The sequence below is a fragment of the Bradyrhizobium sp. Mp19 genome, from assembly GCF_029952935.1.
Lineage (GTDB): Bacteria > Pseudomonadota > Alphaproteobacteria > Rhizobiales > Xanthobacteraceae > Bradyrhizobium > Bradyrhizobium elkanii.
This window is the reverse complement of the sequence record NZ_JASAUT010000014.1, coordinates 52,060-73,784: the sequence shown is the minus strand read 5'-3', so window position 1 is coordinate 73,784 and position 21,725 is coordinate 52,060. Positions and strand designations below refer to the sequence as shown.

At 65.2% G+C, this 21,725-nt stretch carries 21 protein-coding genes; 8 read left to right on the top strand and 13 right to left on the bottom strand.

Going from position 1 to position 21,725, the window contains the following annotated elements; translation table 11 throughout:
• The first annotated feature begins 45 nt into the window (after nucleotides 1-45).
• Nucleotides 46-522 (top strand): MarR family winged helix-turn-helix transcriptional regulator, encoded by a 477-nt coding sequence (locus QJT82_RS17890; protein ID WP_028341098.1) that lies wholly within the window; start codon nucleotides 46-48, stop codon nucleotides 520-522.
• Nucleotides 523-630: 108 nt separating this feature from the next.
• The gene (locus QJT82_RS17885) at nucleotides 631-1,830 is read left to right on the top strand and encodes a hypothetical protein (protein WP_028341099.1); all 1,200 of its coding nucleotides are present in this window, start codon (nucleotides 631-633) and stop codon (nucleotides 1,828-1,830) included.
• Nucleotides 1,831-1,848: 18 nt separating this feature from the next.
• Here QJT82_RS17885 and QJT82_RS17880 read toward each other — a convergent pair whose 3' ends face one another.
• Nucleotides 1,849-2,046 (bottom strand): hypothetical protein, encoded by a 198-nt coding sequence (locus QJT82_RS17880; RefSeq protein WP_028341100.1) that lies wholly within the window; start codon nucleotides 2,044-2,046, stop codon nucleotides 1,849-1,851.
• Nucleotides 2,047-2,294: 248 nt separating this feature from the next.
• Between QJT82_RS17880 and QJT82_RS17875 the strand changes: the two genes are divergently transcribed.
• Complete coding sequence (locus QJT82_RS17875) at nucleotides 2,295-2,822, top strand: ester cyclase (RefSeq protein ID WP_028341101.1); 528 nt, start codon at nucleotides 2,295-2,297, stop codon at nucleotides 2,820-2,822.
• 204 nt (nucleotides 2,823-3,026) lie between these two features.
• Here the strand turns inward: QJT82_RS17875 and QJT82_RS17870 are convergent, their stop codons facing one another.
• On the bottom strand, nucleotides 3,027-3,494 hold the full coding sequence (locus QJT82_RS17870) for a PaaI family thioesterase (protein WP_028341102.1): 468 nt from the start codon (nucleotides 3,492-3,494) through the stop codon (nucleotides 3,027-3,029).
• Nucleotides 3,495-3,513: 19 nt separating this feature from the next.
• The gene (locus QJT82_RS17865) at nucleotides 3,514-4,089 is read right to left on the bottom strand and encodes an Ada metal-binding domain-containing protein (protein ID WP_028341103.1); all 576 of its coding nucleotides are present in this window, start codon (nucleotides 4,087-4,089) and stop codon (nucleotides 3,514-3,516) included.
• A gap of 205 nt (nucleotides 4,090-4,294) precedes the next feature.
• Here QJT82_RS17865 and QJT82_RS17860 point away from each other — a divergent pair, with 205 nt between their 5' ends.
• Nucleotides 4,295-4,972 (top strand): hypothetical protein, encoded by a 678-nt coding sequence (locus QJT82_RS17860; protein WP_028341104.1) that lies wholly within the window; start codon nucleotides 4,295-4,297, stop codon nucleotides 4,970-4,972.
• Nucleotides 4,973-5,036: 64 nt separating this feature from the next.
• Here QJT82_RS17860 and QJT82_RS17855 read toward each other — a convergent pair whose 3' ends face one another.
• A complete protein-coding gene (locus QJT82_RS17855) occupies nucleotides 5,037-5,450 on the bottom strand; it encodes an META domain-containing protein (RefSeq protein ID WP_028341105.1) in 414 nt (137 codons plus the stop codon).
• A gap of 156 nt (nucleotides 5,451-5,606) precedes the next feature.
• On the bottom strand, nucleotides 5,607-7,277 hold the full coding sequence (locus QJT82_RS17850) for an L-lactate permease (RefSeq protein WP_028341106.1): 1,671 nt from the start codon (nucleotides 7,275-7,277) through the stop codon (nucleotides 5,607-5,609).
• Nucleotides 7,278-7,588: 311 nt separating this feature from the next.
• Here QJT82_RS17850 and QJT82_RS17845 point away from each other — a divergent pair, with 311 nt between their 5' ends.
• Entirely contained in the window at nucleotides 7,589-9,334 is a 1,746-nt protein-coding gene (locus tag QJT82_RS17845; RefSeq protein WP_028341107.1) for an ABC transporter ATP-binding protein/permease, read from the top strand.
• A gap of 170 nt (nucleotides 9,335-9,504) precedes the next feature.
• On the opposite strand, the gene QJT82_RS17840 is transcribed toward QJT82_RS17845, so the two are convergent.
• The 5 genes from QJT82_RS17840 to QJT82_RS17820 form a co-directional block, all read right to left on the bottom strand.
• A complete protein-coding gene (locus tag QJT82_RS17840; RefSeq protein WP_026192245.1) occupies nucleotides 9,505-10,500 on the bottom strand; it encodes a TorF family putative porin in 996 nt (331 codons plus the stop codon).
• Between the two features lie 393 nt (nucleotides 10,501-10,893).
• Nucleotides 10,894-11,316 (bottom strand): hypothetical protein, encoded by a 423-nt coding sequence (locus QJT82_RS17835; RefSeq protein WP_028341108.1) that lies wholly within the window; start codon nucleotides 11,314-11,316, stop codon nucleotides 10,894-10,896.
• A gap of 214 nt (nucleotides 11,317-11,530) precedes the next feature.
• Nucleotides 11,531-12,847, bottom strand: coding sequence for a glycolate oxidase subunit GlcF (gene glcF, locus QJT82_RS17830; protein WP_028341109.1), 1,317 nt, complete (start codon nucleotides 12,845-12,847; stop codon nucleotides 11,531-11,533).
• Entirely contained in the window at nucleotides 12,844-14,079 is a 1,236-nt protein-coding gene (locus tag QJT82_RS17825; RefSeq protein WP_028341110.1) for an FAD-binding protein, read from the bottom strand. The genes glcF and QJT82_RS17825 overlap by 4 nt, the downstream gene beginning before the upstream one ends.
• Before the next feature lie 32 nt (nucleotides 14,080-14,111).
• A complete protein-coding gene (locus tag QJT82_RS17820; protein ID WP_080686763.1) occupies nucleotides 14,112-14,846 on the bottom strand; it encodes a helix-turn-helix transcriptional regulator in 735 nt (244 codons plus the stop codon).
• 146 nt (nucleotides 14,847-14,992) lie between these two features.
• Between QJT82_RS17820 and QJT82_RS17815 the strand changes: the two genes are divergently transcribed.
• The gene (locus tag QJT82_RS17815; protein WP_245288729.1) at nucleotides 14,993-15,478 is read left to right on the top strand and encodes an antibiotic biosynthesis monooxygenase family protein; all 486 of its coding nucleotides are present in this window, start codon (nucleotides 14,993-14,995) and stop codon (nucleotides 15,476-15,478) included.
• A gap of 143 nt (nucleotides 15,479-15,621) precedes the next feature.
• Here the strand turns inward: QJT82_RS17815 and QJT82_RS17810 are convergent, their stop codons facing one another.
• Nucleotides 15,622-16,767, bottom strand: a complete 1,146-nt coding sequence (locus tag QJT82_RS17810; RefSeq protein WP_028341113.1) for an acyltransferase — start codon at nucleotides 16,765-16,767, stop codon at nucleotides 15,622-15,624.
• Between the two features lie 318 nt (nucleotides 16,768-17,085).
• Here QJT82_RS17810 and QJT82_RS17805 point away from each other — a divergent pair, with 318 nt between their 5' ends.
• Nucleotides 17,086-17,499, top strand: a complete 414-nt coding sequence (locus QJT82_RS17805; protein ID WP_028341114.1) for a hypothetical protein — start codon at nucleotides 17,086-17,088, stop codon at nucleotides 17,497-17,499.
• Nucleotides 17,500-17,596: 97 nt separating this feature from the next.
• Here QJT82_RS17805 and QJT82_RS17800 read toward each other — a convergent pair whose 3' ends face one another.
• Complete coding sequence (locus QJT82_RS17800; protein WP_028341115.1) at nucleotides 17,597-19,090, bottom strand: FAD-linked oxidase C-terminal domain-containing protein; 1,494 nt, start codon at nucleotides 19,088-19,090, stop codon at nucleotides 17,597-17,599.
• Between the two features lie 235 nt (nucleotides 19,091-19,325).
• On the opposite strand from QJT82_RS17800, the gene cycA reads away from it, so the two are divergent.
• Nucleotides 19,326-19,718, top strand: a complete 393-nt coding sequence (gene cycA / locus QJT82_RS17795; protein WP_018269764.1) for a cytochrome c-550 CycA — start codon at nucleotides 19,326-19,328, stop codon at nucleotides 19,716-19,718.
• A gap of 189 nt (nucleotides 19,719-19,907) precedes the next feature.
• On the opposite strand, the gene poxB is transcribed toward cycA, so the two are convergent.
• On the bottom strand, nucleotides 19,908-21,644 hold the full coding sequence (gene poxB, locus QJT82_RS17790; protein WP_028341116.1) for a ubiquinone-dependent pyruvate dehydrogenase: 1,737 nt from the start codon (nucleotides 21,642-21,644) through the stop codon (nucleotides 19,908-19,910).
• Between the last annotated feature and the right edge of the window lie 81 nt (nucleotides 21,645-21,725).

Here is a 21,725-nt window from a genome sequence, read left to right as displayed (position 1 = left end):
TATATAAGTTGACACTATGATGTCAATACGTTTATATGGTGACAAATGCCGAATGCAAAACGAACGCCGGCGGGCAAAGCCCTGAGCACCCTGATTCCCGACCTGTTCAGGCTCAACAGCCTGCTGTTCACATCAGGCGACCGGCTGGTGGCCGGGCTCGGACTGACCAGTGCACGCTGGCAGATCCTCGGTGCCATCGTCGCCGCCGAGCGCCCGCAACCGGTCGCATGGCTGGCGCGCGACCTCGGCGCTGCCAGACAGAACGTGCAGCGGATCGTCAACGATCTCGAGCGGGACGGGCTCGTTGCCTTCGAAACCAACCCGCATCACCGCCGCGCCCAGCTCATCGTGCTGACCGCCAAGGGGCGGCAAAGCTTCGACGCGGCGATGCGCCTGCAGCTGCCCTGGGTGAACGGCCTCGCCGACGGGCTGTCGATGAAAGACCTCGAAACCGTGGGCCGCGTCGTGACGGTGCTGCGCGGCCGGCTGGAGAGCGGCCAGGAACCTGACGAACGCACATGACCGCGATCGCGGCGCGAGGCCGCCGTTAGGCGGCCTTCTTTTTTGGCCAATGACATGGAGGTTTGCTAGTTACGACGGAACCGATTCTGCCCTTCGAGGACTTATCGTATGCGCGCGCTCCCGCTCCTGCTGCTCGGTCTTGCCGTCGCCTCGGCGCCTGCTCTCGCCCAGATGAAGCTGCAATCGAAGGCGGCGCCCGCCAGTGGCCCCGAGACGCGCTATTTCACCTCGATCGACGGCCTGATGGACGGCAATGCCGACGTCGTCCTGAAGGAAACCCGCCAGGGCAAGACCGTGACCGCGGCCGTGCTCGACGTCTGCTATCCCGCCGACAAGAGCTCCGACCGCAAGGACCGCTTCGTCGCCAACCTGACCGTCAGCGGCCAGACGCTTTCCGGGACCGCCCAGAGCGTCACCGACAAGCAGCCGGTGACGGTCAAGCTGAACCGCAAGCAGACCGGCGACGGTTTTGAGTTCCGCGGCCAGATCACGATCGGCCAGACGGTGACCGAGGTCGCCTCGACGGACAATTCCGATCTCAGCGAGAAGGAATTCCAGGACAACCAGGCCACCGAGGACGGCATCACGCCGCAGCCGAAGGATTTCACCGACGTTTCGCCGGAATCGATCGGTGTGCGGGTGAAGCTCGACGCGGCGGCGGATTTCCTCAAGAGCCTGAAGGGCGAGGCCGTCGAGATCGGCACCTCCAGCCTCGCGGTGACCTGCGATGCGATGCGCTCCGGCGAGCAGACCATCAACCTCACCGTCGATCCCGAGCACGCCGGCGCGCTGCTCGCCAAGGCAAAATCGGCGCCCGGCGTGACCGCGGCCGGCTGGACCAGCGGCGTCGTCGAGATGGACCGCACCATCCGCTTTGCTGCAGCCGATTGGCGCGAAGGCGACAAGATCAACAAGGACAAGCTGGCAACCGCGATCGCGGGCGTGCTGGCGAAGACGCTTGCCGCAAAGCCCGCCTCGGCGACGTGGAACGCGAACACCGGCAAGCTCAAGCTGGTGCTGAAGCGGCCCAGCACGATCTACCCGGCACTCGGCCTCACCCAGAATTACGAGGTCACTGCCCTGGTCTCGCCCGACAAGCCCGGAAGTTCTGACCGGCTGATGCTGTGGGTCTCGAGCCCCACCGTCTCGACATCGGACGACAGCGCCGGCGCCAAGCTGAATCTGTCTGACGATTCCAGCAGCGACGAGGAAGGCAGCGAGACCAGGGACGACAACGGCGCGATCGACGCGCTGCTCAAGGAGTTCAAGGGCCAGCGCTGGGACGCCGACAAGTCGGTGTGGCGATAAGGCCGCCGCTGTCTTGGGTTAAGCCGCCCGCGTCTTCAACGGCACGACGTTGTCGTGCACCGTCTTCGGGGTGGCGTCCGGACCGGACTGAAGCATCCCGTCGCTTCTGACGAACAATTCAGAACGGGGCTCGATCGCAGCGCGATCGAGCAGCGCCCGCAGTTCGGGACGAAGCCCGTCGCCGCGCGGCGCGGCGATCGCATCGAAGTTGCGCATGATGTTCTCCCGTGTGATCGCGAAGACGGTCTCGCGTTCGCGTTCCGCGAACCACCCGCTTCCCGATTCCGCGACGACGATCGAGAAGCGGTGCTAAGCGCCATATCGACACAGCGGAATCTCGCTTGCACGCCGACCGAGCGCCCGATCTGAAATCGGGTGGCACGACACACGCCTCCAAATGTTCACTGCGCGCATCGACAGAACGCCGGCCGCGATACCGGCAATGCGCAAATGGAGACGAAGAGATGTCAGAGGAAAACAAGGACGTCGTCGGCCGGTGGTTCAAGGAGTTCTGGGGCAACCCCTGGAATCCGCGCATCATCAACGAGCTCGCCACAGCAGACATTGTCGTGCATTACCCGATGCACGAACCGAAGAAGGGCCGCGCCGCGGTCATGAAGTTCATGACCGAATTTCGCGCAGCCTTTCCGGATCTCAATTTCTGGGGCGTCGGAGATCTCGTCGCGGAAGGCGATCTCGTCGTCGGCCGCTGGGAAGGCGGCGGCACGCACACGGGACCTGCGTTCAGCGACTTCCGGCTCGGCTCGCTGCCGGCGGCCTCCGGCCGCAAGATGACGTTCGCCGGCACGACCGTGCTGCGCGTGCAGGACGGACGGATCGCCGAGGAGCTCGGACAGGAAGATGCGATCACCGCCATGCTTCAGCTCGGCCTCATCCGCCTGCCCGAACACGAAGGCGCCGCGGCACGGCTGGGCGGCGAACTGCCCGCCGGCTGGAACAACATGCCGGGATATCCGGAGGGGCCACGCTGAACACGGCCGGAGTGCATGGCTCCATCGACGATCGCATCATCACTACCCGAACGCGCTTGCTGCGTGTTCGGGTAACGCAATCGATCGGTGCGGTGAACTTGAAGATCTCTAAGCCGTAAGCTTGCTGGAGGCATTCCAATGTTACTGCGCCGGCATCGGATCTCCCGATGCAATGCCGGCGCAGTCTCTCCGCGGCGCTCGGCGTCAAGAAGGGAAGATCAGGCACGTCGTCGTGCCGTGGGCCAGCAGCCGGCCCTGCTCGTCGGTGACCCTGCCTTCGGCGGTACCGATGCGGCGGCCGCAATTGAGCACATTGCCTTCCGCCCTGATCGGGCCGGTATCGGGCGTGATCGGACGCACCAGCGAGATCTTGAACTCGAGCGTGGTCTGGCTGGTGCCGGCATCGAGCGTCGACTGCACCGCAAGCCCCATGCAGCTGTCGAGCAGCGTCGCGGTGAGGCCGCCATGCACGGTGCCCGCCGGATTGAGATGCGCGTCGGTCGGCACCAGCGTGACGACGACGCGACCGCGCTCGGCCTCGGCGACGTCATAGCCGAGTGTCCGCGCGATGGTGTTGAGCGGCAATGCGCCGCTGGCGAGGCCCTGCACGAATGCGAGACCGCTCATCTCAAGTTTCTGTTCCGCACTGACGGTGCCGTAGCTCTTGGCCATTGCCGATCTCCATCGGGGTTTATTGCATCGTGACGGCTGGCCGCTTGCGCCGCAGCGACGCGGCAGAGCGGCCATAGAGTTTTGCGAATGCGGCATTCATGCGCCGCGCGCTGGAGAAGCCGGCGTGCTGCGCCACCAACGCAAGCGGCAGCGCGCTGCCGTCGATCAGGCGCTTGGCGCGCTGCACGCGCAGCGACAGCGCGACCTGGAGCGGCGAGGCATCGAGATGCTCGGCGAACAGCCGCGACAGATGCCGCGCGCCGACACCGAGCCGCCCCGCCAACGCCTCGACATTGCCGCGGTCGAGCGCGCCGGCCTCGATCAGCGCCAGGGCGCGCTCGACGGTGGTCCTGGTGCCCTTCCACGCCGGACAGAACGGCGCCGCCTCGGGACGGCAGCGCAGGCAGGGCCTGTAACCGTCCCGCTCGGCCGACGCGGCGCTGCCATAGAACTGCACATTGCGCGCGAGCGGCGTGCGCGCCCGGCAGACCGGGCGGCAATACACGCCGGTAGTCTTGACCGCGACGAACACGATGCCGTCCCACGCCGGATCGCGGCGTTGAAAGGCTGCATATTGCGCGGCGAAATCGAGCATGCGACCGCTATAGCCCCGCCCGCGCGCCGCGACGACCCGCTTTGCGGAGACGACGTCCGGAATCGACCGCTGCAGGCAGAAGAAACCCGTGCATCTACGGGCCTGCGACCAAAAGACTTCGTACTGCCGCAGTTCGGTCACCGAAAATTAAGGCTCGATTTAGTTTCGAGGATCATGCTTCGCGCCATCGAACACAGGTCACGCCATGCAAGACCGCGAGCCGATCAGCGCTGCGAGCATCTGGCCAACAGATGTGACGGAAGGGCATTCGCCGGCACAGACGGCGGACCTCTGGGATGTCACCGGCGAGAATCACGACGCCGCCCTGCTGCTGCGGGAGCCGTTTGCCGACCGCATCGGCACCGCGCTCTTGGCAGCCACCGCGCTCGCCGCAAGCTTCGTCTTGGGATGGACCGGCGGAGCCAACTGGCACGACCTCGCAGCTCCCGCCCAGGTCCCGATGGCCCAGAAGGAGGCGCCGGCCCCGCACATTGCGGAGGTGGCGCCGAGCCGAAAGAACGAGGGCCCACGCCGGGCCGCGTCCAACGCCGACCCCGTCGTCACCGGCAGCATTCCGAGGACCACGCCGGCCGGCCCTCGCCCGCTCGCCCTGGGCGCCGCGCCGACGACCTTGAATGCACAGGCCGCCGCATTGGGGCCGAAGCAGCCGCAGGCGGCGGCGCCGGAAACGCGGCCGAGCACCATCCCGGGATGGTCGGTGGTCGAAGTCCGCGACGGTACCGCCGTGCTCGAGGGACCCGAGGGCGTCAAGATGGCCGCGCGCGGCGACGTCGTCCCGGGCCTTGGAAGGGTCGATTCCATCGTGCGCTGGGGCAACCGCTGGATCGTCGCCACCGCAAGCGGACTGATCGCAACACCCTGAGCGTTTTGCCTTGACGCGTTTTCTTGACGCGAGCCGGCGTCCACTTCGCTCGAAAGCGCTTTAGTCAGTTGCTGTTGATCACGAAACGCAGCGACTTGCCGCCGGTGAAGGTCACCTCGTCACCGTGCCGCCGCCAGCCCGTCATGTCGCCGAGCGCAGCCAGCAGATCCTTGTCCGCCTGCGCCCGCGCCGGCGTGCAGGTGCGGTTCTCCATCGCGCCGGGAACGAAGACGATGGTGTTGCCCGCCACCGAAAACTGGCCCTTGCCGCCGTCGCACCACAGCTCGAGGATCACCTCGCCATTGTCGCCGACCTCGATCGAGGGAATCCGCTTGGAGCCCGGCATGCGCGCGGCATCGAGCGTCATCACGAAGCCGAACGGGAACTCGTCCTGGGCCCGCGCCGCACCCGCGCCGAAAGCCGCGGCAACCAGCGCCAACGCGCCGATGCCGCTCAAACTTCGCCTCATCGAAATCATGCCAATCCTCGAAATGCGACGCGCAACTGCGGGCCCCTTCTATGGGAGCAGAGCGCGATTGGCCAGATTGGCAACGCCGGAAAATGTGCTTGAAAAGCAAATCCCCGCGAGCCGTCCGCTCGCGGGGATTCCTGGTTCGCCAGACGCGTCGCGGCGCTATTTCAGCACCAGCAACGTGAACGGATAGACATAGGCCTGCAGCGTCACGAACAGGCCGACCAGACACGCCAGCACGATCGAGTGCAGGAACACGTAGCGCAGGATCGAGCCCTCGTGGCCGTACCAGTTGGTCGCGGTCGAGGCGACCACGATCGATTGCGCGTCGATCATCTTGCCCATCACGCCGCCCGAGGAGTTCGCCGCCGCCATCAGGATCGGCGACAGGCCGAGCTGCTCGGAGGTGATCTTCTGCAGATTGCCGAACAGCACGTTCGATGCGGTATCCGATCCGGTCAGCGCCACGCCCAGCCAGCCGAGCAAGGTGCCGAAGAAGGGATAGAGCACGCCGGTCGCGGCGAAGGCGAGGCCGAGCGTCGCGTCGACGCCGGACAGCCGGGTCAGCGTGCCGATCGCCAGCATCGCCGAGATCGTGATCAGCGAGATCGCGCAGAGGCGGATGGTGCGGCCATACTCGGCGATCAGCTTGAGCGGCGAGAAGCCCATCAACAGACCCGAGATGATCGCGGCGATCAGCATGCCGGTGCCGGTGAACGACAGATAGGTGAAGCCGAACACGGCGCCTTCCGGAGTCGGCTTGGCAGCCACCGGCGGCACCTTGAAGATCAGCTTGTCGAGCTCGGGGACCGGATAGTTCCAGACGAAGTTGGCGTTCGCCCAGGCCTTGAAGGCACCGTTGCCCCAGATCAGCATCAGGATGCAGACGATGATCCACGGCAGCAGCGCGCTCCACATTTCGCCCTGGGTCAGCGGCGTCTTGTCGAGCGGCGGTGCGGCGGCCATCGTCGCCGCCGATTCATCGCGGCCGCGCAGCGCCGGCGACAGCCACAGCTGCCGCGGCTGCCAGACCTTCAGGAACAGGATCAGGGCTCCCATCGAGATAAGCGAGGCGCCGATGTCGACGATCCAGGGATTGATGTAGTTCGAGATCACGAATTGCGGGACCGCAAACGACACGCCGGTGACCAGGATCGCCGGCCACACCTCCTTCATGCCGCGCCAGCCGGCAAACGCCCACACCACCCAGAACGGCACGATCAGCGAGAACAGCGGCAGCTGCCGGCCGACCATCGCGCCGAGGATATAGGGGTCGAGCCCGGTGACCGAGGCGAGGCCCTGGATCGGCGTGCCGAGCGCACCGTAGGCAACGGGTGCCGTGTTGGCGATCAGCGACAGGCCGGACGCGGCGAGCGGCGAGAAGCCGAGCCCGATCAGCACCGCACCGGTGATCGCGACCGGCGTGCCGAACCCGGAGGCGCCCTCGAAGAAGGCGCCGAACGAGAACGCGATCAACAGCAGCTGCAACCGCCGGTCCTCGGTGACGCCGCCGACCGCGCGCTTGAGCAGCTCGAACTTCCCGCACCTCACCGTGACCTGGTAGAGGAAGATGACGTTGAGCACGATCCAGCCGATCGGGAAGAACCCGGTGATCACGCCGAGCAGCGTGGCGCGGATCGACATGTTGGCCGGCATGGTGAAGACGAAGATCGTGATCAGGTTGGTCACGATCACGGCGATGATGGCGGCAATGTGCGCCTTCACCTTGCCGCTGGCGATCAGGACCAGCAGCGTGACCACGGGAATGGCGGCCGCGACCGTCGACAGCGCCGCATTGCCCAGCGGATTGTAGATTTGATTCCAGGTGTTCATCTCGGGATCCTTCCCACATTTTTTATGCAGCGCGCCGGCCTGCATGCGGGCAGGCGCGACTGGTGCGATTGCGGGAGTCCGTCGGAAAATCTGCAGCCCCGGCTCGCGAATGAACGATCGGTAAGGATCGCTCACATCCTCGCGAAAAATCGAAGGTCCCCCGCCCCTCGCCGTTGTCCTCATGCTAGGGTTGACTCGATTGCCGGGACAAGCCAACGCTTGCATGCCAGACCTACGACTTTAGTCGAGGATCACCCGGATTGTTCCGATTCTTCAGGCCTTTGCGGCCCCTTCCCCGGAGACGATAATCTGTGAACAACATTCGCTCGACGCTCGCGACCGTGTGGCGGATCGCCTCGCCTTATTTCAGCTCCGAGGACAAATGGGCGGGCCGCGGGTTGCTTGCCGCGGTGATCGCGATCGAACTCGCGATCGTCGGCATCAACGTCCTGCTCACGCAGTGGAACAACCGCTTCTACAACGCGCTGCAGGAACGCAATTGGGACTCCTTCGTCAGCGAGATCATCTATTTCTCCGTCCTGGTCGCCTTCTTCATCCTGCTGGCGGTCTACCAGCTCTACCTCAATCAATGGCTGCAGATCCGCTGGCGGCAATGGATGACGACGCACTATCTCGGTGACTGGCTGCGCCAGGCCAATCACTACCGGATGCAGCTCCAGGGCGACGCTGCCGACAACCCCGACCAGCGCATGACCGACGACGTCAAACTGTTCGTCGATCGCACGCTCACGCTCGGCCTCGGCCTGTTGAGCTCGGTCGTCACGCTGGCGTCCTTTCTCACACTGCTGTGGGGCCTTTCCAATGAGGCACCGCTGCATTTGTTCGGTACAGAATATTCAGTTCCCGGCTACCTTGTCTGGTGCGCGCTGATCTATTCGGCGCTCGGCACCGTGCTGACCCATCTGATCGGCTGGCCGCTGGTCGGCATCGATTTCAAGCAGCAGCAATATGAAGCCGATTTCCGCTTCAACCTGGTGCGCGTGCGGGAGAACTCCGAGCAGATCGCGCTGCTGCAGGGCGAACCGGCCGAGCGCGAGCGCCTCCGCGTTCGCTTCGGACGCGTGGTGGAGAACTGGATCGCCCTGATGAACCGGACCAAGAAGATCACGGCGTTCACGGCGAGCTATAATCAGGCCTCGGTGATCTTCCCCTATGTGCTGGTGGCGCCGGCCTACTTTGCGCAAAAGATCCAGCTCGGCGGCATGATGCAGACCGCATCGGCGTTCTCAAACGTCCAGGGCGCGTTCTCGTACTTCGTCACCATCTATCGTCAACTGGCCGAGTGGCAGGCCGTGGTGAACCGGCTCGATGGATTCGAGGCAGGGATCGCGACGGCATCGAACCTTGCCAAGCGCGACCACCGAATTCATCTCACGGCGACGCCGGGCGGCGGCGCCGTCAGCCTGCAGGACCTGGTGCTGCGGCTGCCCGACGGAACGCCGCTGCTGAACGCGGACCGGTTCGACTTCCGCAAGGGCGAGCGCACGCTGATGACCGGCCCCTCCGGCGCCGGCAAGTCGACGCTGTTCCGCGCCGTGGCCGGCATCTGGCCGTTCGGCGATGGCGCGGTCGAGATCCCTGCCAATGCCAGCCTGATGATGCTGCCGCAACGTCCCTATCTGCCGATCGGCTCGCTGCATGACGCCGTCGTCTATCCGGGCGAAGCCGCGCAATTCGATGCCGGACGGGTGCGCGAGGTCCTCACCGCCGTCGGACTGCCGCAGCTTGCGGCGCGGCTCGAGGAACAGGCGCACTGGAACCGGATGCTGTCGCTCGGCGAGCAGCAGCGCCTCGGCATCGCGCGGGCGCTGCTGCATGCGCCGCAATTCCTGTTCCTGGACGAGGCGACGGCTTCGCTCGACGAGCCGGCGGAAGCCGCGCTGTACAGGCTGATTGCCGAAAGGCTGCCCGGCACCACGGTGGTTTCGATCGGCCACCGCTCGACGCTCGACGCCTTCCATCAGCGCAATGTCACGCTGGTCCGCGACGGCGACCGCTTCACCCTGCGCGACGCGGCCAAGGTCGCCGCGTCGTAGCGGCACTACGGGTCAGCTGCGGCCACGGCTTGTGGCTTACCCCAGCGGGGGCAGCCCACAGGTCTCGCGAGCGCCTTTCGCCATTGTCCGCCCTGTGCCCATCAGACCTATCCGCAAAACAAAAAGGGCGGCAGATTGCTCTGCCGCCCCTCGATCTCCGGAAGGAGAGATTACTTCAAGTTGGACATCGCGGTCAGGTCGACCGAGAGCTTGGCGATGCCGGCCGCGCCGCACCAGTTGGAGCCCGTGCCGCCCGGATTGATCGGGGTCACGTTGGTATTGCCGCCCGCGGTAAAGTCGCTGGTGAAGGCGCTGCAATCACCCTTCGACATGTCGGTGTCGGAGTAGCGCAGATCGAGCGTGAACACCTTGTAGGTGAAGCCGATGCCGATGTTCCAGGTGTTGTAGTCGGCATACTTGATGCCGTTCGGGAAGGCCGGAACGCCGTAGAAGCTGTCCGAAGTGCCGAGCCACTGCCGGCCGAACTCACCCGACACATACATGCCGACGCCGCTGGAACCGAACACGGTGCTGGGCGCGGTGTACTTGCCGATGATCGACGAGTAGTTGCCCCAGGCGCCGGTGTTGAGGAAATTCGGCGAGTAGTACTCGTTGATGGTGAACGCCCAGTTGTCGTTAATGGTCCAGGTCGCCTTGCCGTAGACTTCGAAGAACGAGACGTCCTTCTTCATCACGTTGAAATTGGTCAGAGTGTTCGCCTGGCATTCTGCGCTCAGCGGATTGCCCGCGAAGTCGGCCACGGCACCGCCGCCGTAGTAGCAGGTTCCACCCGGATACAGGTAACCCCAGACACCGATGTCGAAGGCGAAGGCGCCGAAGGTCGGGCGGATACCGCCGTAGACGTCGACTTCAGCCGCGGCGCGGTTGGCGAAGGAGATGCTTTCGGTCGACGTACCGACGTAGAGCTGCAGGTCCTTGCTGACGTTGTAGCGCGGCTCGAAATAGGCGGTGACCGACGGATTGTGGTTGGACTGGGTGACGCCGCGGAAGATGTAGTCGCTCATGATGCCAGCGCCAAAGGCGATGTCCCACGGGTCGAACGGAGCCGGCGGCGGCGCCTTGACGGCCTTCACCGCCATGTCAGCTGCCATTGCCGAGCTCGAAATCATTGCTAGCGCCGTTGCTAACAAAGCCAGTTTCTTCATGACGATCCCCATCTAACTTTTCCAGACAGCCCAGCTCCGGTGGCCCCCAGGGCGCGCGCTAACGGACTGCAACTAAATCGCGTGGATCAATCTGAGGCCCGTGCACGGTACCGTGAAGCCAAAAAGACATGCATGTGCCGCCTTTTTAGGCGTTCTAGCCATCTTGCCGCATGTTGATTTGCGGGTGTTGCATTTGCACCACAAGACTGCTGCTCCCGCCCCGGTTGAACGGATCATCCGGAGAGGGAAACGGCAACAGTCGGCCCGGCGCGAGAGCATCGGCGCGAATCGCCGTGCCCGCAAAAGCACGGATCGTCACCGCACCTACGGAAGAAGCCGCAGCGTGGCGCGCTGCGGCTTCGATCAGTTGAACCTCGGCAATGTGGCGGCGGCTTAGTGGTGCTCGCCCCCATCGGCTGACCCGGCAATCCAGCCCGGCGCCGGTTCGTGGCTCGGTGTGGCCCAGCTCGGAGCCGGCTGCGGCTCGGGCGCCGGGGGTGCCGCGACCGGGGCGGCCGGCTTCGGCGCGGCGGCCTTCTTCGGAGCAGCGGCCTTCTTCGGCGCGCTCTTCTTGGCGGCGGCTTTCTTGGCGGCTTTCTTGGCGGCCTTCTTCGGCGCAGCCTTCTTGGCAGCTTTCTTTGCCGTTTTCTTTGCGGCTTTCTTGGCCGACTTCTTCGCCGATTTCTTTGCAGTCTTCCTGGCGGATTTCTTCGCAGCCTTCTTGGCCGACTTCTTCGCGGACCTCTTCTTCGCCGCTACCACCTTCTTGGCCTTTTTGGCCTTCTTGCTTTTCTTCGCCTTCTTCGACTTCGCCATCGTGGTCCTCCTGTTGCCGCTATCTGAGTCCACCGGGCGTATTGAAGTGATCGCTTGCCGGACGTTGGCTGCACCTCGAGGAGAGGCACTCTCCACTTCGCTTGTCGGGCATGATGGCCGCGCGATCGCTTCGCGTCTGTGGCAAGGAAGCGCCGGTCCTTCACGTTGCGTCAGGGCAAGGCTGAGGTCCGGATCATGCTCGAGTGGCAGTCGATCAATTCAATCCTGGCCGGGGACCTCCTGTCGCCCAATCGAGAAGCTCAATCGTGTGCACCACAGGAACTGACGTACCGCCGGCAATCTGAACCATGCAGCCAATATTGCCCGCAGCGATCATGTCCGGTTTGACAAGCGCAATATTGGCGACCTTGCGATCGCGCAATCTGCTCGCAATGTCGGGCTGGAGAATGTTGTAGGTCCCCGCCGAACCGCAACACAAATGGCTCTCGGGCACATCTTTCACCACGAATCCATTCTTGGAAAGCAATTCTTTCGGAAGTTGAGTGATTTTCTGTCCATGCTGCAACGAACAAGCGGAGTGATAGGCGACGGTGACGTCGCCTATCTGCGTTGAAGGCGCGAGCTCGAGAGCCGAGAGATACTCGGTGATATCCTTTGCCAGCGCCGAGATTCGCTTGGCCGGCTCCGCGAACGTTTTGTCCTCGCGCAGCAGGTAGCCGTAGTCCTTGACAACTGTCCCACAGCCCGAGGTCGTCACCAGGATGGCGTCGAGCCCGTTCTGGTCCGCTTCCCTTTGCCACACCGTGATGTTGGCCCGCGCGCGCGCCAGCGCGTCGCCGTCCAGTCCCATGTGATGGGTCAACGCGCCGCAGCATTGCTCGTCCTTGACCAGCACCACCTCGACGCCGTGCCGGGTCAGGACATTGATCGCGGCCTGATTGATCCGCGGCGCCAGCACCTGCTGGGCGCAGCCCTGCAGCAGCGCGACCCGGCCGCGCCGCCGGCCGATCGGCGCAAACACGGTTCCCGCAGCCGGCCCCGGCTGCGGCAGGCCGCGTGGCGAGAGCGCCAGCATCGCCTTGATCCTCCGCAGCAGACCCGGGCTCGACGCACCGACCGATGGCGTCGGCAGCAATGCGGCGAACGGACGGGCGAGCCCGGCCAGGATCATGCTGATCCGGAACAGGCCCGGCCGCGGCAGCACGAGGGCGAGCACCGAGCGCAGCAGCCGCTCGGTCAGCGGTCTCCGGTAATCCCGCTCGATCCGGACTCGGGCCTGGTCGACGAGGTGCATGTAGTTCACGCCCGACGGACAGGTGGTCATGCAGGCGAGGCACGACAGGCAGCGGTCGATATGCTTGACCACGTCGGCCGTCGGCGGCTTGTCCTTCTCCAGCATCTCCTTGATCAGGTAGATGCGGCCGCGCGGGCTGTCGAGCTCGTCGCCGAGCAGCACATAGGTCGGGCAGGTCGCGGTGCAGAAGCCGCAATGCACGCAGGCGCGCAGGATCTTGTCGGCTTCCTTGATGTCGGGATCGGCGAGCTGCGCCAGGGAAAACTCGGTCTTCATGCAGCCCCGCCTCGCATCATCCGGCCGCGGTTGAGGACGGACCTCGGATCGAAGCTCGCCCGGACCCGTTCACCGAGCGCGGCAAGCCCGGCCGCCTGCGGCTGGAACACATCGACCGCCCGGCGTACATCCTCGGTGGCGCGGATCAGGGTGGCGTGTCCGCCGATCGCCTCGACCTGGCCGCGGACCAGCGTGGCCTGGGCGTCGGCGCCCGGCGGCACCGCGGCCCAGATCAGCCCGCCGCCCCAGTCGTAGATCACGTCGCCGCCGGTGGCGCGCGACAACGCCTGGCCCAGCGCGCCGCCAGAGGCCGGCGGGCAAACGATGCGCCACACCGGCCAGGCCCCGAGCGCGCCGTTCGCCGCGAACGGCGCCACATCGCGCAGCGCGCTCCAGATTGCGGCCGACGCATCGTCGGCGAGGCTGTCGACCGTGCCATAAGCCGAGAGTGTCTGGCTCAGCGAGGCCGCCCGGTGTGCCGCCGACGCCGAAATCCCCTCGAGCCGCACCAGCGTGACCGGCTGGCCGGCGGCGAGGCCGGCGAGCGCACCGCCCCCGGACCGCAACGCCGAACCCGGCAGATGCGCGGCGCCCGAGACGTCGAAGGGCGAGCCCAGCGCCGCCGTCATCGCCTTGTTGGCGGTGGCGTCGTCGAGCCCGCGCAGCACCAGCGTCCGCTCGGCTTCCGGCTTCGGCATGACCTTGAGCGTCACCTCGGTCATGACCGCGAGCGTGCCCCAGGAGCCAGCCAGCAGCTTGCAGAGGTCGTAGCCGGTGACGTTCTTCACCACCCGCCCGCCGGTCTTGAAGCTGTCGCCGAACCCGGACACCGCGTGCGCCCCGAGCAGATGATCCCTGATACCGCCGGCCTTGATGCGGCGGGGACCGGCCAGTCCGGCGCCGATCATGCCGCCGATCGTGCCGGCGCCCGCGGTGCCGAGCAGCACAGACGTGTCCATCGGCTCGAAGGCGAATTGCTGGTTCTTGGCGTCGATCAGGGATTGCACGTCGGCGAGCGGCGCGCCGGCCTGCACACTGATGATCAGTTCGTTCGGCTCGTAGGAACTGACCGCATTCAGCGCCGAGACGTCGAGCAGCGCATTGGTCGCCATCGGATGGCCGATGGCGCGCTTCGACCCATGTCCAATGACCTCAAGTGGCTGCTCGCCGGCGACCGCCGCGCGCACCACCTCTTCGACGTCTTTTGCGTCTCTGACCTTGAGCGTATCCACGCCCTAGCCGGTAACGAAATTCGGCTCCGAAATCAAATGCGCGCGCCGAACAAATTTCTGAATGCGAGGAGTCCGGCGTCGGTGATTTCGACGGAGCGGCCCTGCGGCCGGCGCCGGATCCAGTCCCGTTGCAGCGCAAGGTCGGCAACCGCGGCCCCTGCCCGCCCGGCCAGATGCGGACGCCGCTCGCTCCAGTCGAGACACGGCCGGCACAAGATCCGCCGGCTCCGCGCCGGCGCATGCAGGTCGATGCCGAGATCGCCGAGCAATGCACGGCCGGAAGCAGTCAGCTCGCCGGCCTCCTGGTCGAGATTGAGGTGGCCGCGGTCCCGCATCGCATCGGTGACGGCGACGCCGAGCTCGCCGGCAAGGTGGTCGTAGCAGGTCCGGGCCCGGCGCATCTCGGGATCGATGCGCGGCGGCGGCCGGGACGGGTGCGGATCGATCGCGGCAACCGTCATCATGCCCTCGAGCATCTGCGCAACCAGCGGCGTGGCCAGCCGGTAGAAGCGGCGCGGACCACGCCGCTCGACCTTGAGCAGCGCCCGCTCGACCATGCGCGAAAGGTGCCAGCTCGCGGTCTGGGGCGTCACGCCCGCGACCAGCGCCAGCTCGCTCGCAGTCTGCGGGCGTCCGTCCATCAGCCGCGACAGGATGCCGGCGCGGCCGGGATCGGCGATCAGCCCGGCGAGTTCGGCAAGCTCTGGTGCGATGGTCTGCATGGCCGGCTCCGCATTGATCGAAGTCATCTGTTTGTCGCACGTCATGCCGCCGCAACGCTTCGATCATGATCGAAATGTTCACGACATCGACATTTCGACCATCACCGAACTCGGTTCGCCGAACGATCGACTATCTCTCGCGTTGCGGTTCGGCCGGCAGGACGGTTGGCGCGAATCATCTGGAGGCGATCATGAAACGTTCGGAAGTTTCGACCACGACGATGATGCTCACCCGGCGATCGGCCGTCGGCTGGTCCGCAGCGATCATGGCGATCGCCGGCGTATCGCCCTGGGCCGGATCGCAAGCTCGATCGGAGCAACGCAACGGAGGACTGCCAATGAAGCACTATGCGATGAGCACGAGAACCATCAGCGATGCAATCAACACCGCTGGCCTTCTGGTTGTGGCGCAATGGGAAGCCAAGGAGGGACAGGCCGACAAGCTCGCGGAAATCCTCGACGGCTTCCTGCCCGAGGCGCAGAAGGACCCCGGCACCAAGCTGTTCCTGATCGGCCGCGGCAAGGACAATCCGGCGCAATTCCTGTTCTACGAGTTGTTCCAGGACGAAGCCGCGTTCAAGGCACATCAGGACAGCGCGGCTTTCAAGACCTACATCGCGGAGCAAGCGCTGCCGCTGCTCGCCAAGCGCGAGCGGTCGCAATACGCGCTGCTGTGAAGAGAAGCGCGGCGGGGAGGATGGTAGAGCGTTTTCGAGCGAAGTGGACCCGGTTCGCGTGAAGAAAACGCGTCAAAACAAGAAGCGAGAGCCTCGGTTCTGATTCAATCGGAACCGAAGCTCGTCCTTCCCGCCGGCGCGGGTCAGATCGACGCGCCGCTGTTGCCGAGCGTTGCGCGCAAGCCGGCCCGCTCGGGCGGCCTGCGCCAGAAGCCGACGATCGAGATCCGCGACAGCACCGCGGCCTCGAGGCTCTCGACCCGGGTTCGGAGCCGAAGCGCGTGTTTCTCGACGAGATGCCAGGACACGACGGCGACGCCGAAGGCGAGCGGCAGGCTGATCAGGAGGTTCAGATACCAGTGCTGAACTGGCGGGCCGAAGGTGGCGACGCATTGCTGGATGACGAAGCCGTAGAGATAGAGCCCGTAGGAGTAATCGCCTGACGAGACGATCCAGCTCCGCCGCGGGTTCATCAGGCCGAGATAGCAGGCGACATAGGCGGCCGGCACGGGAGCCAGCGCGTCGCCGCGTCCGGTCGCCATGCCGGCGGCGCACAGCACCAGCGCCAGCAGGCACACAGTGCGGTTGAACGGCACCTTGTCGCGCCAGAGGTAGAAGCCGACGCCGGCAAGGAAGCAGAACACCAGAAGGTGCGGGCGAAGCTGGATCGGCACCTCGTCCCAGCGGCAGATGTCGTAGACGATGAGCCCGATCTGGGCGATCACCATGAACCCCAGGAACGCCACCCGGTTGAAGCAAATCGTGAGCACGGCGAGCAGCGCCAGGATGACGTAGCACCACAGCTCATACGGCACGGTCCAGAGCTGGGCGTTCACCAGATCCGGCAGCGGATTGTGCAGGAATACGCCCGGCAGCTCGTAATGGATGTCGCCGACGATATTGAGAAAATAGGCGTGGAATTTCGGATCGGCGACATATTGCACCAACGGCAGTTCTGTGAAGACCGAACCGATGATGATTGCTGATAGCGTGGTTTCGACCGCGAGCGCCGGCCCGATCCGCAGCACGCGCAGGCCGAGGAAGGAAATCAGGCTCTTGCACCGGAGCAGGCTCGCCGTCACCAGGAAGCCGCTCAGGGCAAAGAACAGCGCAAGGATCATCGCGACGCCGATGCGCAGCGTGCTCTGGATTTCCAGCGCGCGGCCGAGCCCGAGCGTCACGTTCGTGCTGTGCAGGCCAATGATCGACGCCGCCAGCGCGATCCGCATGTAATCGAAGCCCGCGGGCCGATTGCGCGAAAGCGCCAGCTGATCGGCCAGGCTGGGCATCGATGTGCTCCCGAAGACATGCATCTGCGGAAAATACCGAGCAACAGTCTAAGGCCGTGTAAATGGGTCCGCGCTGTAATTGCAGCGACGCGCGACGGCGGCCACCGCGCAAGGATCGGTTAAGGTTATCGGCTGGCTAGGGCGATCCGTCGAATTGTATCGACCGGCCCTCGCGCGTTGGTGGCTCTGGGCGCACGCTCAGCACGTTGGCCTCGGGGCCAATAGCTGACGTGGCTCCTGATGCCGTGGAAGCAGACTTGTTATCGTCATTCGGCAACCGTTGATTTGATCGCGGCTCCGGCAGGAGAAACCACCACGATGCACATCAAACCGACAGTCATCGCGCTGCTCGCGATGATCGCGCCAGGACAGGCGCGTGCCGCGATGCTCACCGACGCCGAGGCGACGTTCCTCGACCAGCTCGCTACCGCAGCCGCGGTGCTCGAACAACGATGCACCGGCTATGAGGCCAATGGTGCCGGCGGCGTTCAAACGGGCGCCAGACTTCTCGGCAGCCCCGACGCCGCGATGGCCATGATCAATGCGTTCGACGCGGCCATCAAGGCTCACGACGGCAATGACTACGATCCGCGCAAATTCCGAGCCGAGGTGTCCGAAGCGGCGGGCAAGACCTTCAAGCGAGTCCGGGCGGCGTTGATCAGAGACCCGGAAGCGGCCTGCGCCGGCTATGGCGATAGCGGCGCGGCGTCGGGGCTGCTCAGACGGTACTAAAGCGCGATGAGATTGGGTTGAATCGTCATCGCGCTTTAGCTCTTTGTTTGACCATGATCTTTTCGGAAAACCGCTTCGCACTTTTCCGGATCATGCTCTAGAACCGCGGGATATCCGGGAACGCCAGCTTGCCGGCGTGAACATGCACGCGGCCGAGCTCGGCGCAGCGGTGCAGGGTCGGAAACACCTTGCCGGGGTTGAGCAGGCCCTCGGCATCGAAGGCGCATTTCAGCCGCTGCTGCTGGTTGAGGTCGATCTCGGTGAACATGTCCGGCATCAGGTCGCGCTTCTCGATCCCGACCCCGTGCTCGCCGGTGAGCACGCCACCGAGCTCGACGCAGCAGCGCAGGATGTCGGCGCCGAACGCCTCCGCCTTCTCGATCTCGCCCGGCTTGTTGGCATCGTAGAGGATCAAGGGGTGCAGATTGCCGTCGCCGGCGTGGAACACGTTGGCGACGCCGAGGCCGTATTTCTCGGAGAGCTCGCGGATCCGCGCCAGGGCCTTCGGCAAGGCGCCGCGCGGGATGGTACCGTCCATGCAGAGATAGTCCGGCGAGATCCGCCCGACCGCGGGGAACGCCGCCTTGCGGCCGGCCCAGAACAGATTGCGCTCGGCCTCCGAGGTCGAGATCTGGCAGGAGGTCGAGCCGCAGCCTTGCGCGATCGCCTCGACCCGCTTGATCAGCTCGTCGACCTCGACCTGGGGGCCGTCGAGCTCGATGATCAAAAGCGCCTCGACGTCCAGCGGATAACCGGCATGAACGAACGCCTCCGCGGCGTGGATCGCGGGCTTGTCCATCATCTCCATGCCGCCCGGGATGATGCCGGCGCCGATGATCCGGGCGACGCATTCGCCGGCCGCTTCGACCTCGGCGAAGCCGACCATCAGCGCACGCGCCGTCTCCGGCTTCTGCAGGATGCGCACGGTGATCTCGGTGATGACGCCGAGCAGTCCCTCCGAGCCGGTGATGATTCCCATCAGATCATAGCCGGCATTCTCGGCCGACTTGCCGCCGATGCGCAGGATCTCGCCCGACATCAGCACGATCTCGCAGCCGAGCACATTGTTGGTGGTCATGCCGTATTTCAGGCAGTGCACACCGCCGGAATTCTCCGCGACATTGCCGCCGATCGAGCAGGCGATCTGCGACGACGGATCGGGCGCGTAGTAGAAGCCGGCATGGGCGACCGCCTGGCTGATCGCGAGGTTGGTGACGCCGGGCTCGGTGACAACGACGCGGTTGTCGAAGTCGATCTCGCGAATCCGCTTGAACTTGCCTAGTCCGAGCAGCACGCCGTCGGCAAGCGGCAGCGCGCCGCCGGACAGCGAGGTGCCGGAGCCGCGCGGCACCACCTTGATGCGCTGGCCCTGGCAATATTTGAGCACCTTCGACACCTGCTCGGTGGTATCGGGCAGCACCACGACCATCGGCGGCTGCCGATAGGCGGTCAGGCCGTCGGATTCATAGGCCAGCATCTCGGCGGCACTGTCGATCACGCCCTCGCCCGGGACGATTGCGCGCAAGGCGGCCACGATTTCGGCGCGGCGAGCGAGGACGGCCTGGTCGGCCGCCGGCATCATGATGGACATCGTTGTTCCCTCGGATGGGCTTTGGCCCTTCGCCGATTTGTTACGACAAATCAATCACGTCTGCACCTGTTTCAGTGGACCGGCCGAAGGTCGGATTGCCCCACCCCGCAATGGCGAGTTCTCTCTCGGACAAGCGGGCGGCCGCGAAACCTGTCAAAGTTTCGTGGCTTGTCCTGTCCAAGCCGGACATGCCACAAACGATCACTACCTCCCGGGACGAAACGAAGAGAACCCCATGAACCTAAAGACCTTGAGCGCGCTGGCGGTCGTCACATCGCTGGCTTCCGCATCCTCCGCGCTGGCGCAGGATGCCGCCGCCGGCAAGACCTCGTTCAATAAATGCCTCGCCTGCCACGCAATCGGCGAAGGCGCCAAGAACAAGGTCGGCCCCGAGCTCAACGGCCTCGACGGCCGCCATTCCGGCTCCGCGCCGGACTACAATTATTCCGATGCCAACAAGAATTCCGGCATCACCTGGAACAAGGAAACCTTCCTCGAATACATCAAGGACCCGAAGGCCAAGATCCCCGGCACCAAGATGGCATTCGCCGGCATCAAGAACGAGAACGAGGCCAACAACCTCTGGGCCTACGTCTCGTCGTTCGACAAGGACGGCAAGCAGAAGTAATCGGCGGTATCGGTCGCCGTCCGCCCGGCGCCAATGCCGGGGCGGACGTTAGAACGGGATGGCTTTTCTTCGAAACGCCATCCCCTTCTGGCTCTCTGATTTGAACATGATCTCCGCGCGGACGCGTCCCGCGTTTGTCACGAGGGAAAAGCGCCACGCACTTTTCCGGATCATGCCCGGCCGCCGCGATCAGCGCGGCAACAGATTGGTCTTGGCGAGATCGACCACCTCGTCGCCGCGGCCGCTCATCACCGCGCGCAGCACCCACAGGCTGAACCCCTTCACCTGCTCCAGCGTAATGGTCGGCGGCATCGACAGTTCTTGCGTCGCGGTCACGACGTCGAGCACCGCCGGGCCGTTATGCGCGAGCACGTCGCGGATCGCGCCCTCGAGCTCGCCGGGATCCTCCACCCTGACGCCGTGAATGCCCATGGCGCGGGCCATCGCCGCGAAATCCGGATTCTTCAGATCAACCCCGGTCTCGATGAAGCCGGCGGCCTTCATCTCCAGCGCGACGAAGCCGAGCACGCTGTTGTTGAAGATCACGACCTTCACCGGCAGCTTGGCCTGGGTCAGCGTGATCAAATCGCCCATCAGCATGGCAAAGCCGCCGTCGCCGGACATCGACACCACCTGCCGGCCGGGCTGCGCCGCCTGCGCCCCGATCGCATGCGCCATCGCATTGGCCATCGAGCCGTGCACCCAGGAGCCGACCAGACGGCGGCGGCCGTTCATTTTCAGATAGCGCGCGGCCCAGATCGTCGGCGTGCCGACGTCGGCCGTGAACACCGCATCCTCGCTCGCCTGCTCGCTGAGCAGGCGCGCCAGATATTGCGGATGGATCGGCTTTTGGCCCGGCTTGCCGCGGGCGAGATCGTCGAGCCCGGCGCGGGCGTCCTTGTAATGCGCGAGGCTGGCATCGAGATGCTTGCGGTCGGTCTTCACATGGAGCTTCGGCAGCAGCGCGGCGATGGTCTCGCCGACGTCGCCGACGATGCCGAGATCGAGCTTGCAGCGGCGGCCGAGATTTTCGGGGCGGATATCGACCTGCGCGATGTTGATGCCGGCCGGGAAGAACTGCTTGTAGGGAAAATCGGTGCCCAGCATCAGCAGCACGTCGCAGCCGTGCATGGCGGCATAGCCGGAGGAGAAGCCGATGAAGCCGGTCATGCCGACGTCATAGGGGTTGTCGTATTCGACATATTCCTTGCCGCCGAGCGCGTGCACGATCGGGCTCTTCAGCGTCTCGGCAAGCTTGATCAAGCCGTCATGCGCGCCGGCGCAGCCGCGACCGCAGAACAGCGTGACGCGCCGCGCGCCATTGAGCAGCGCCGCCAACGCATTCAACTCAGGTTCGGCCGGACGCACCACCGGCGCCGGCGGCAGCAGGCCGGCATTCGGTGCGATGTCGCGCTTCGGCGCCGTCCGCATCGCAACGTCGCCGGGCAGCACCAATACGGCGACGCCGCGCTTGCCGACCGCGGCGCGGATCGCGTTCTCCAGCATGTAGGGCAGTTGCCCCGGATCCGACACCAGTTCGCAATAATGGCTGCATTCGCGAAACAGGTCCTGCGGATGGGTCTCCTGGAAATAGCCGCCGCCGATCTCGGCCGACGGGATCTGTGCCGCCAGCGCCAGCACCGGCGTGCGGCTGCGATGCGCGTCGAACAGGCCGTTGATGAGATGGAGATTGCCCGGGCCGCAGGAGCCCGCGCACACCGCGAGCGCGCCCGTGATCTGGGATTCGGCGGCGGCGGCGAACGCGGCCACCTCCTCGTGACGCACATGCAGCCAATCGATCGTGCCGCGCTTGCGCAACGCCTCGGTCAGGCCGTTGAGGCTGTCGCCGACGACGCCGTAGATGCGCTTGACGCCGGCCTGGGCAAGGGTTTCAGCGATGAGGTCGGCAATGTTGTCGATCCGCATGAGACGTGTCCTTTGCTGCAATCCGAAACCGGTGGAACGCATGATGTTCGGCGCCACGCGGCGGCGCAAGCCTTGCCGGAT

Coding starts and splice junctions, on each gene's coding strand:
- QJT82_RS17860 (WP_028341104.1), top strand. CDS start 4,295: ATGCAAGACCGCGAGCCGATCAGCGCTGCGAGCATCTGGCCAACAGAT.
- QJT82_RS17850 (WP_028341106.1), bottom strand. CDS start 7,277: ATGAACACCTGGAATCAAATCTACAATCCGCTGGGCAATGCGGCGCTG.
- QJT82_RS17815 (WP_245288729.1), top strand. CDS start 14,993: ATGAAACGTTCGGAAGTTTCGACCACGACGATGATGCTCACCCGGCGA.
- QJT82_RS17835 (WP_028341108.1), bottom strand. CDS start 11,316: ATGGCGAAGTCGAAGAAGGCGAAGAAAAGCAAGAAGGCCAAAAAGGCC.
- QJT82_RS17805 (WP_028341114.1), top strand. CDS start 17,086: ATGCACATCAAACCGACAGTCATCGCGCTGCTCGCGATGATCGCGCCA.
- QJT82_RS17880 (WP_028341100.1), bottom strand. CDS start 2,046: ATGCGCAACTTCGATGCGATCGCCGCGCCGCGCGGCGACGGGCTTCGT.
- QJT82_RS17820 (WP_080686763.1), bottom strand. CDS start 14,846: ATGACGTGCGACAAACAGATGACTTCGATCAATGCGGAGCCGGCCATG.
- QJT82_RS17885 (WP_028341099.1), top strand. CDS start 631: ATGCGCGCGCTCCCGCTCCTGCTGCTCGGTCTTGCCGTCGCCTCGGCG.
- QJT82_RS17890 (WP_028341098.1), top strand. CDS start 46: ATGCCGAATGCAAAACGAACGCCGGCGGGCAAAGCCCTGAGCACCCTG.
- QJT82_RS17875 (WP_028341101.1), top strand. CDS start 2,295: ATGTCAGAGGAAAACAAGGACGTCGTCGGCCGGTGGTTCAAGGAGTTC.
- QJT82_RS17870 (WP_028341102.1), bottom strand. CDS start 3,494: ATGGCCAAGAGCTACGGCACCGTCAGTGCGGAACAGAAACTTGAGATG.
- QJT82_RS17810 (WP_028341113.1), bottom strand. CDS start 16,767: ATGCCCAGCCTGGCCGATCAGCTGGCGCTTTCGCGCAATCGGCCCGCG.
- cycA (WP_018269764.1), top strand. CDS start 19,326: ATGAACCTAAAGACCTTGAGCGCGCTGGCGGTCGTCACATCGCTGGCT.
- QJT82_RS17800 (WP_028341115.1), bottom strand. CDS start 19,090: ATGTCCATCATGATGCCGGCGGCCGACCAGGCCGTCCTCGCTCGCCGC.
- glcF (WP_028341109.1), bottom strand. CDS start 12,847: ATGAAGACCGAGTTTTCCCTGGCGCAGCTCGCCGATCCCGACATCAAG.
- poxB (WP_028341116.1), bottom strand. CDS start 21,644: ATGCGGATCGACAACATTGCCGACCTCATCGCTGAAACCCTTGCCCAG.
- QJT82_RS17855 (WP_028341105.1), bottom strand. CDS start 5,450: ATGATTTCGATGAGGCGAAGTTTGAGCGGCATCGGCGCGTTGGCGCTG.
- QJT82_RS17840 (WP_026192245.1), bottom strand. CDS start 10,500: ATGAAGAAACTGGCTTTGTTAGCAACGGCGCTAGCAATGATTTCGAGC.
- QJT82_RS17865 (WP_028341103.1), bottom strand. CDS start 4,089: ATGCTCGATTTCGCCGCGCAATATGCAGCCTTTCAACGCCGCGATCCG.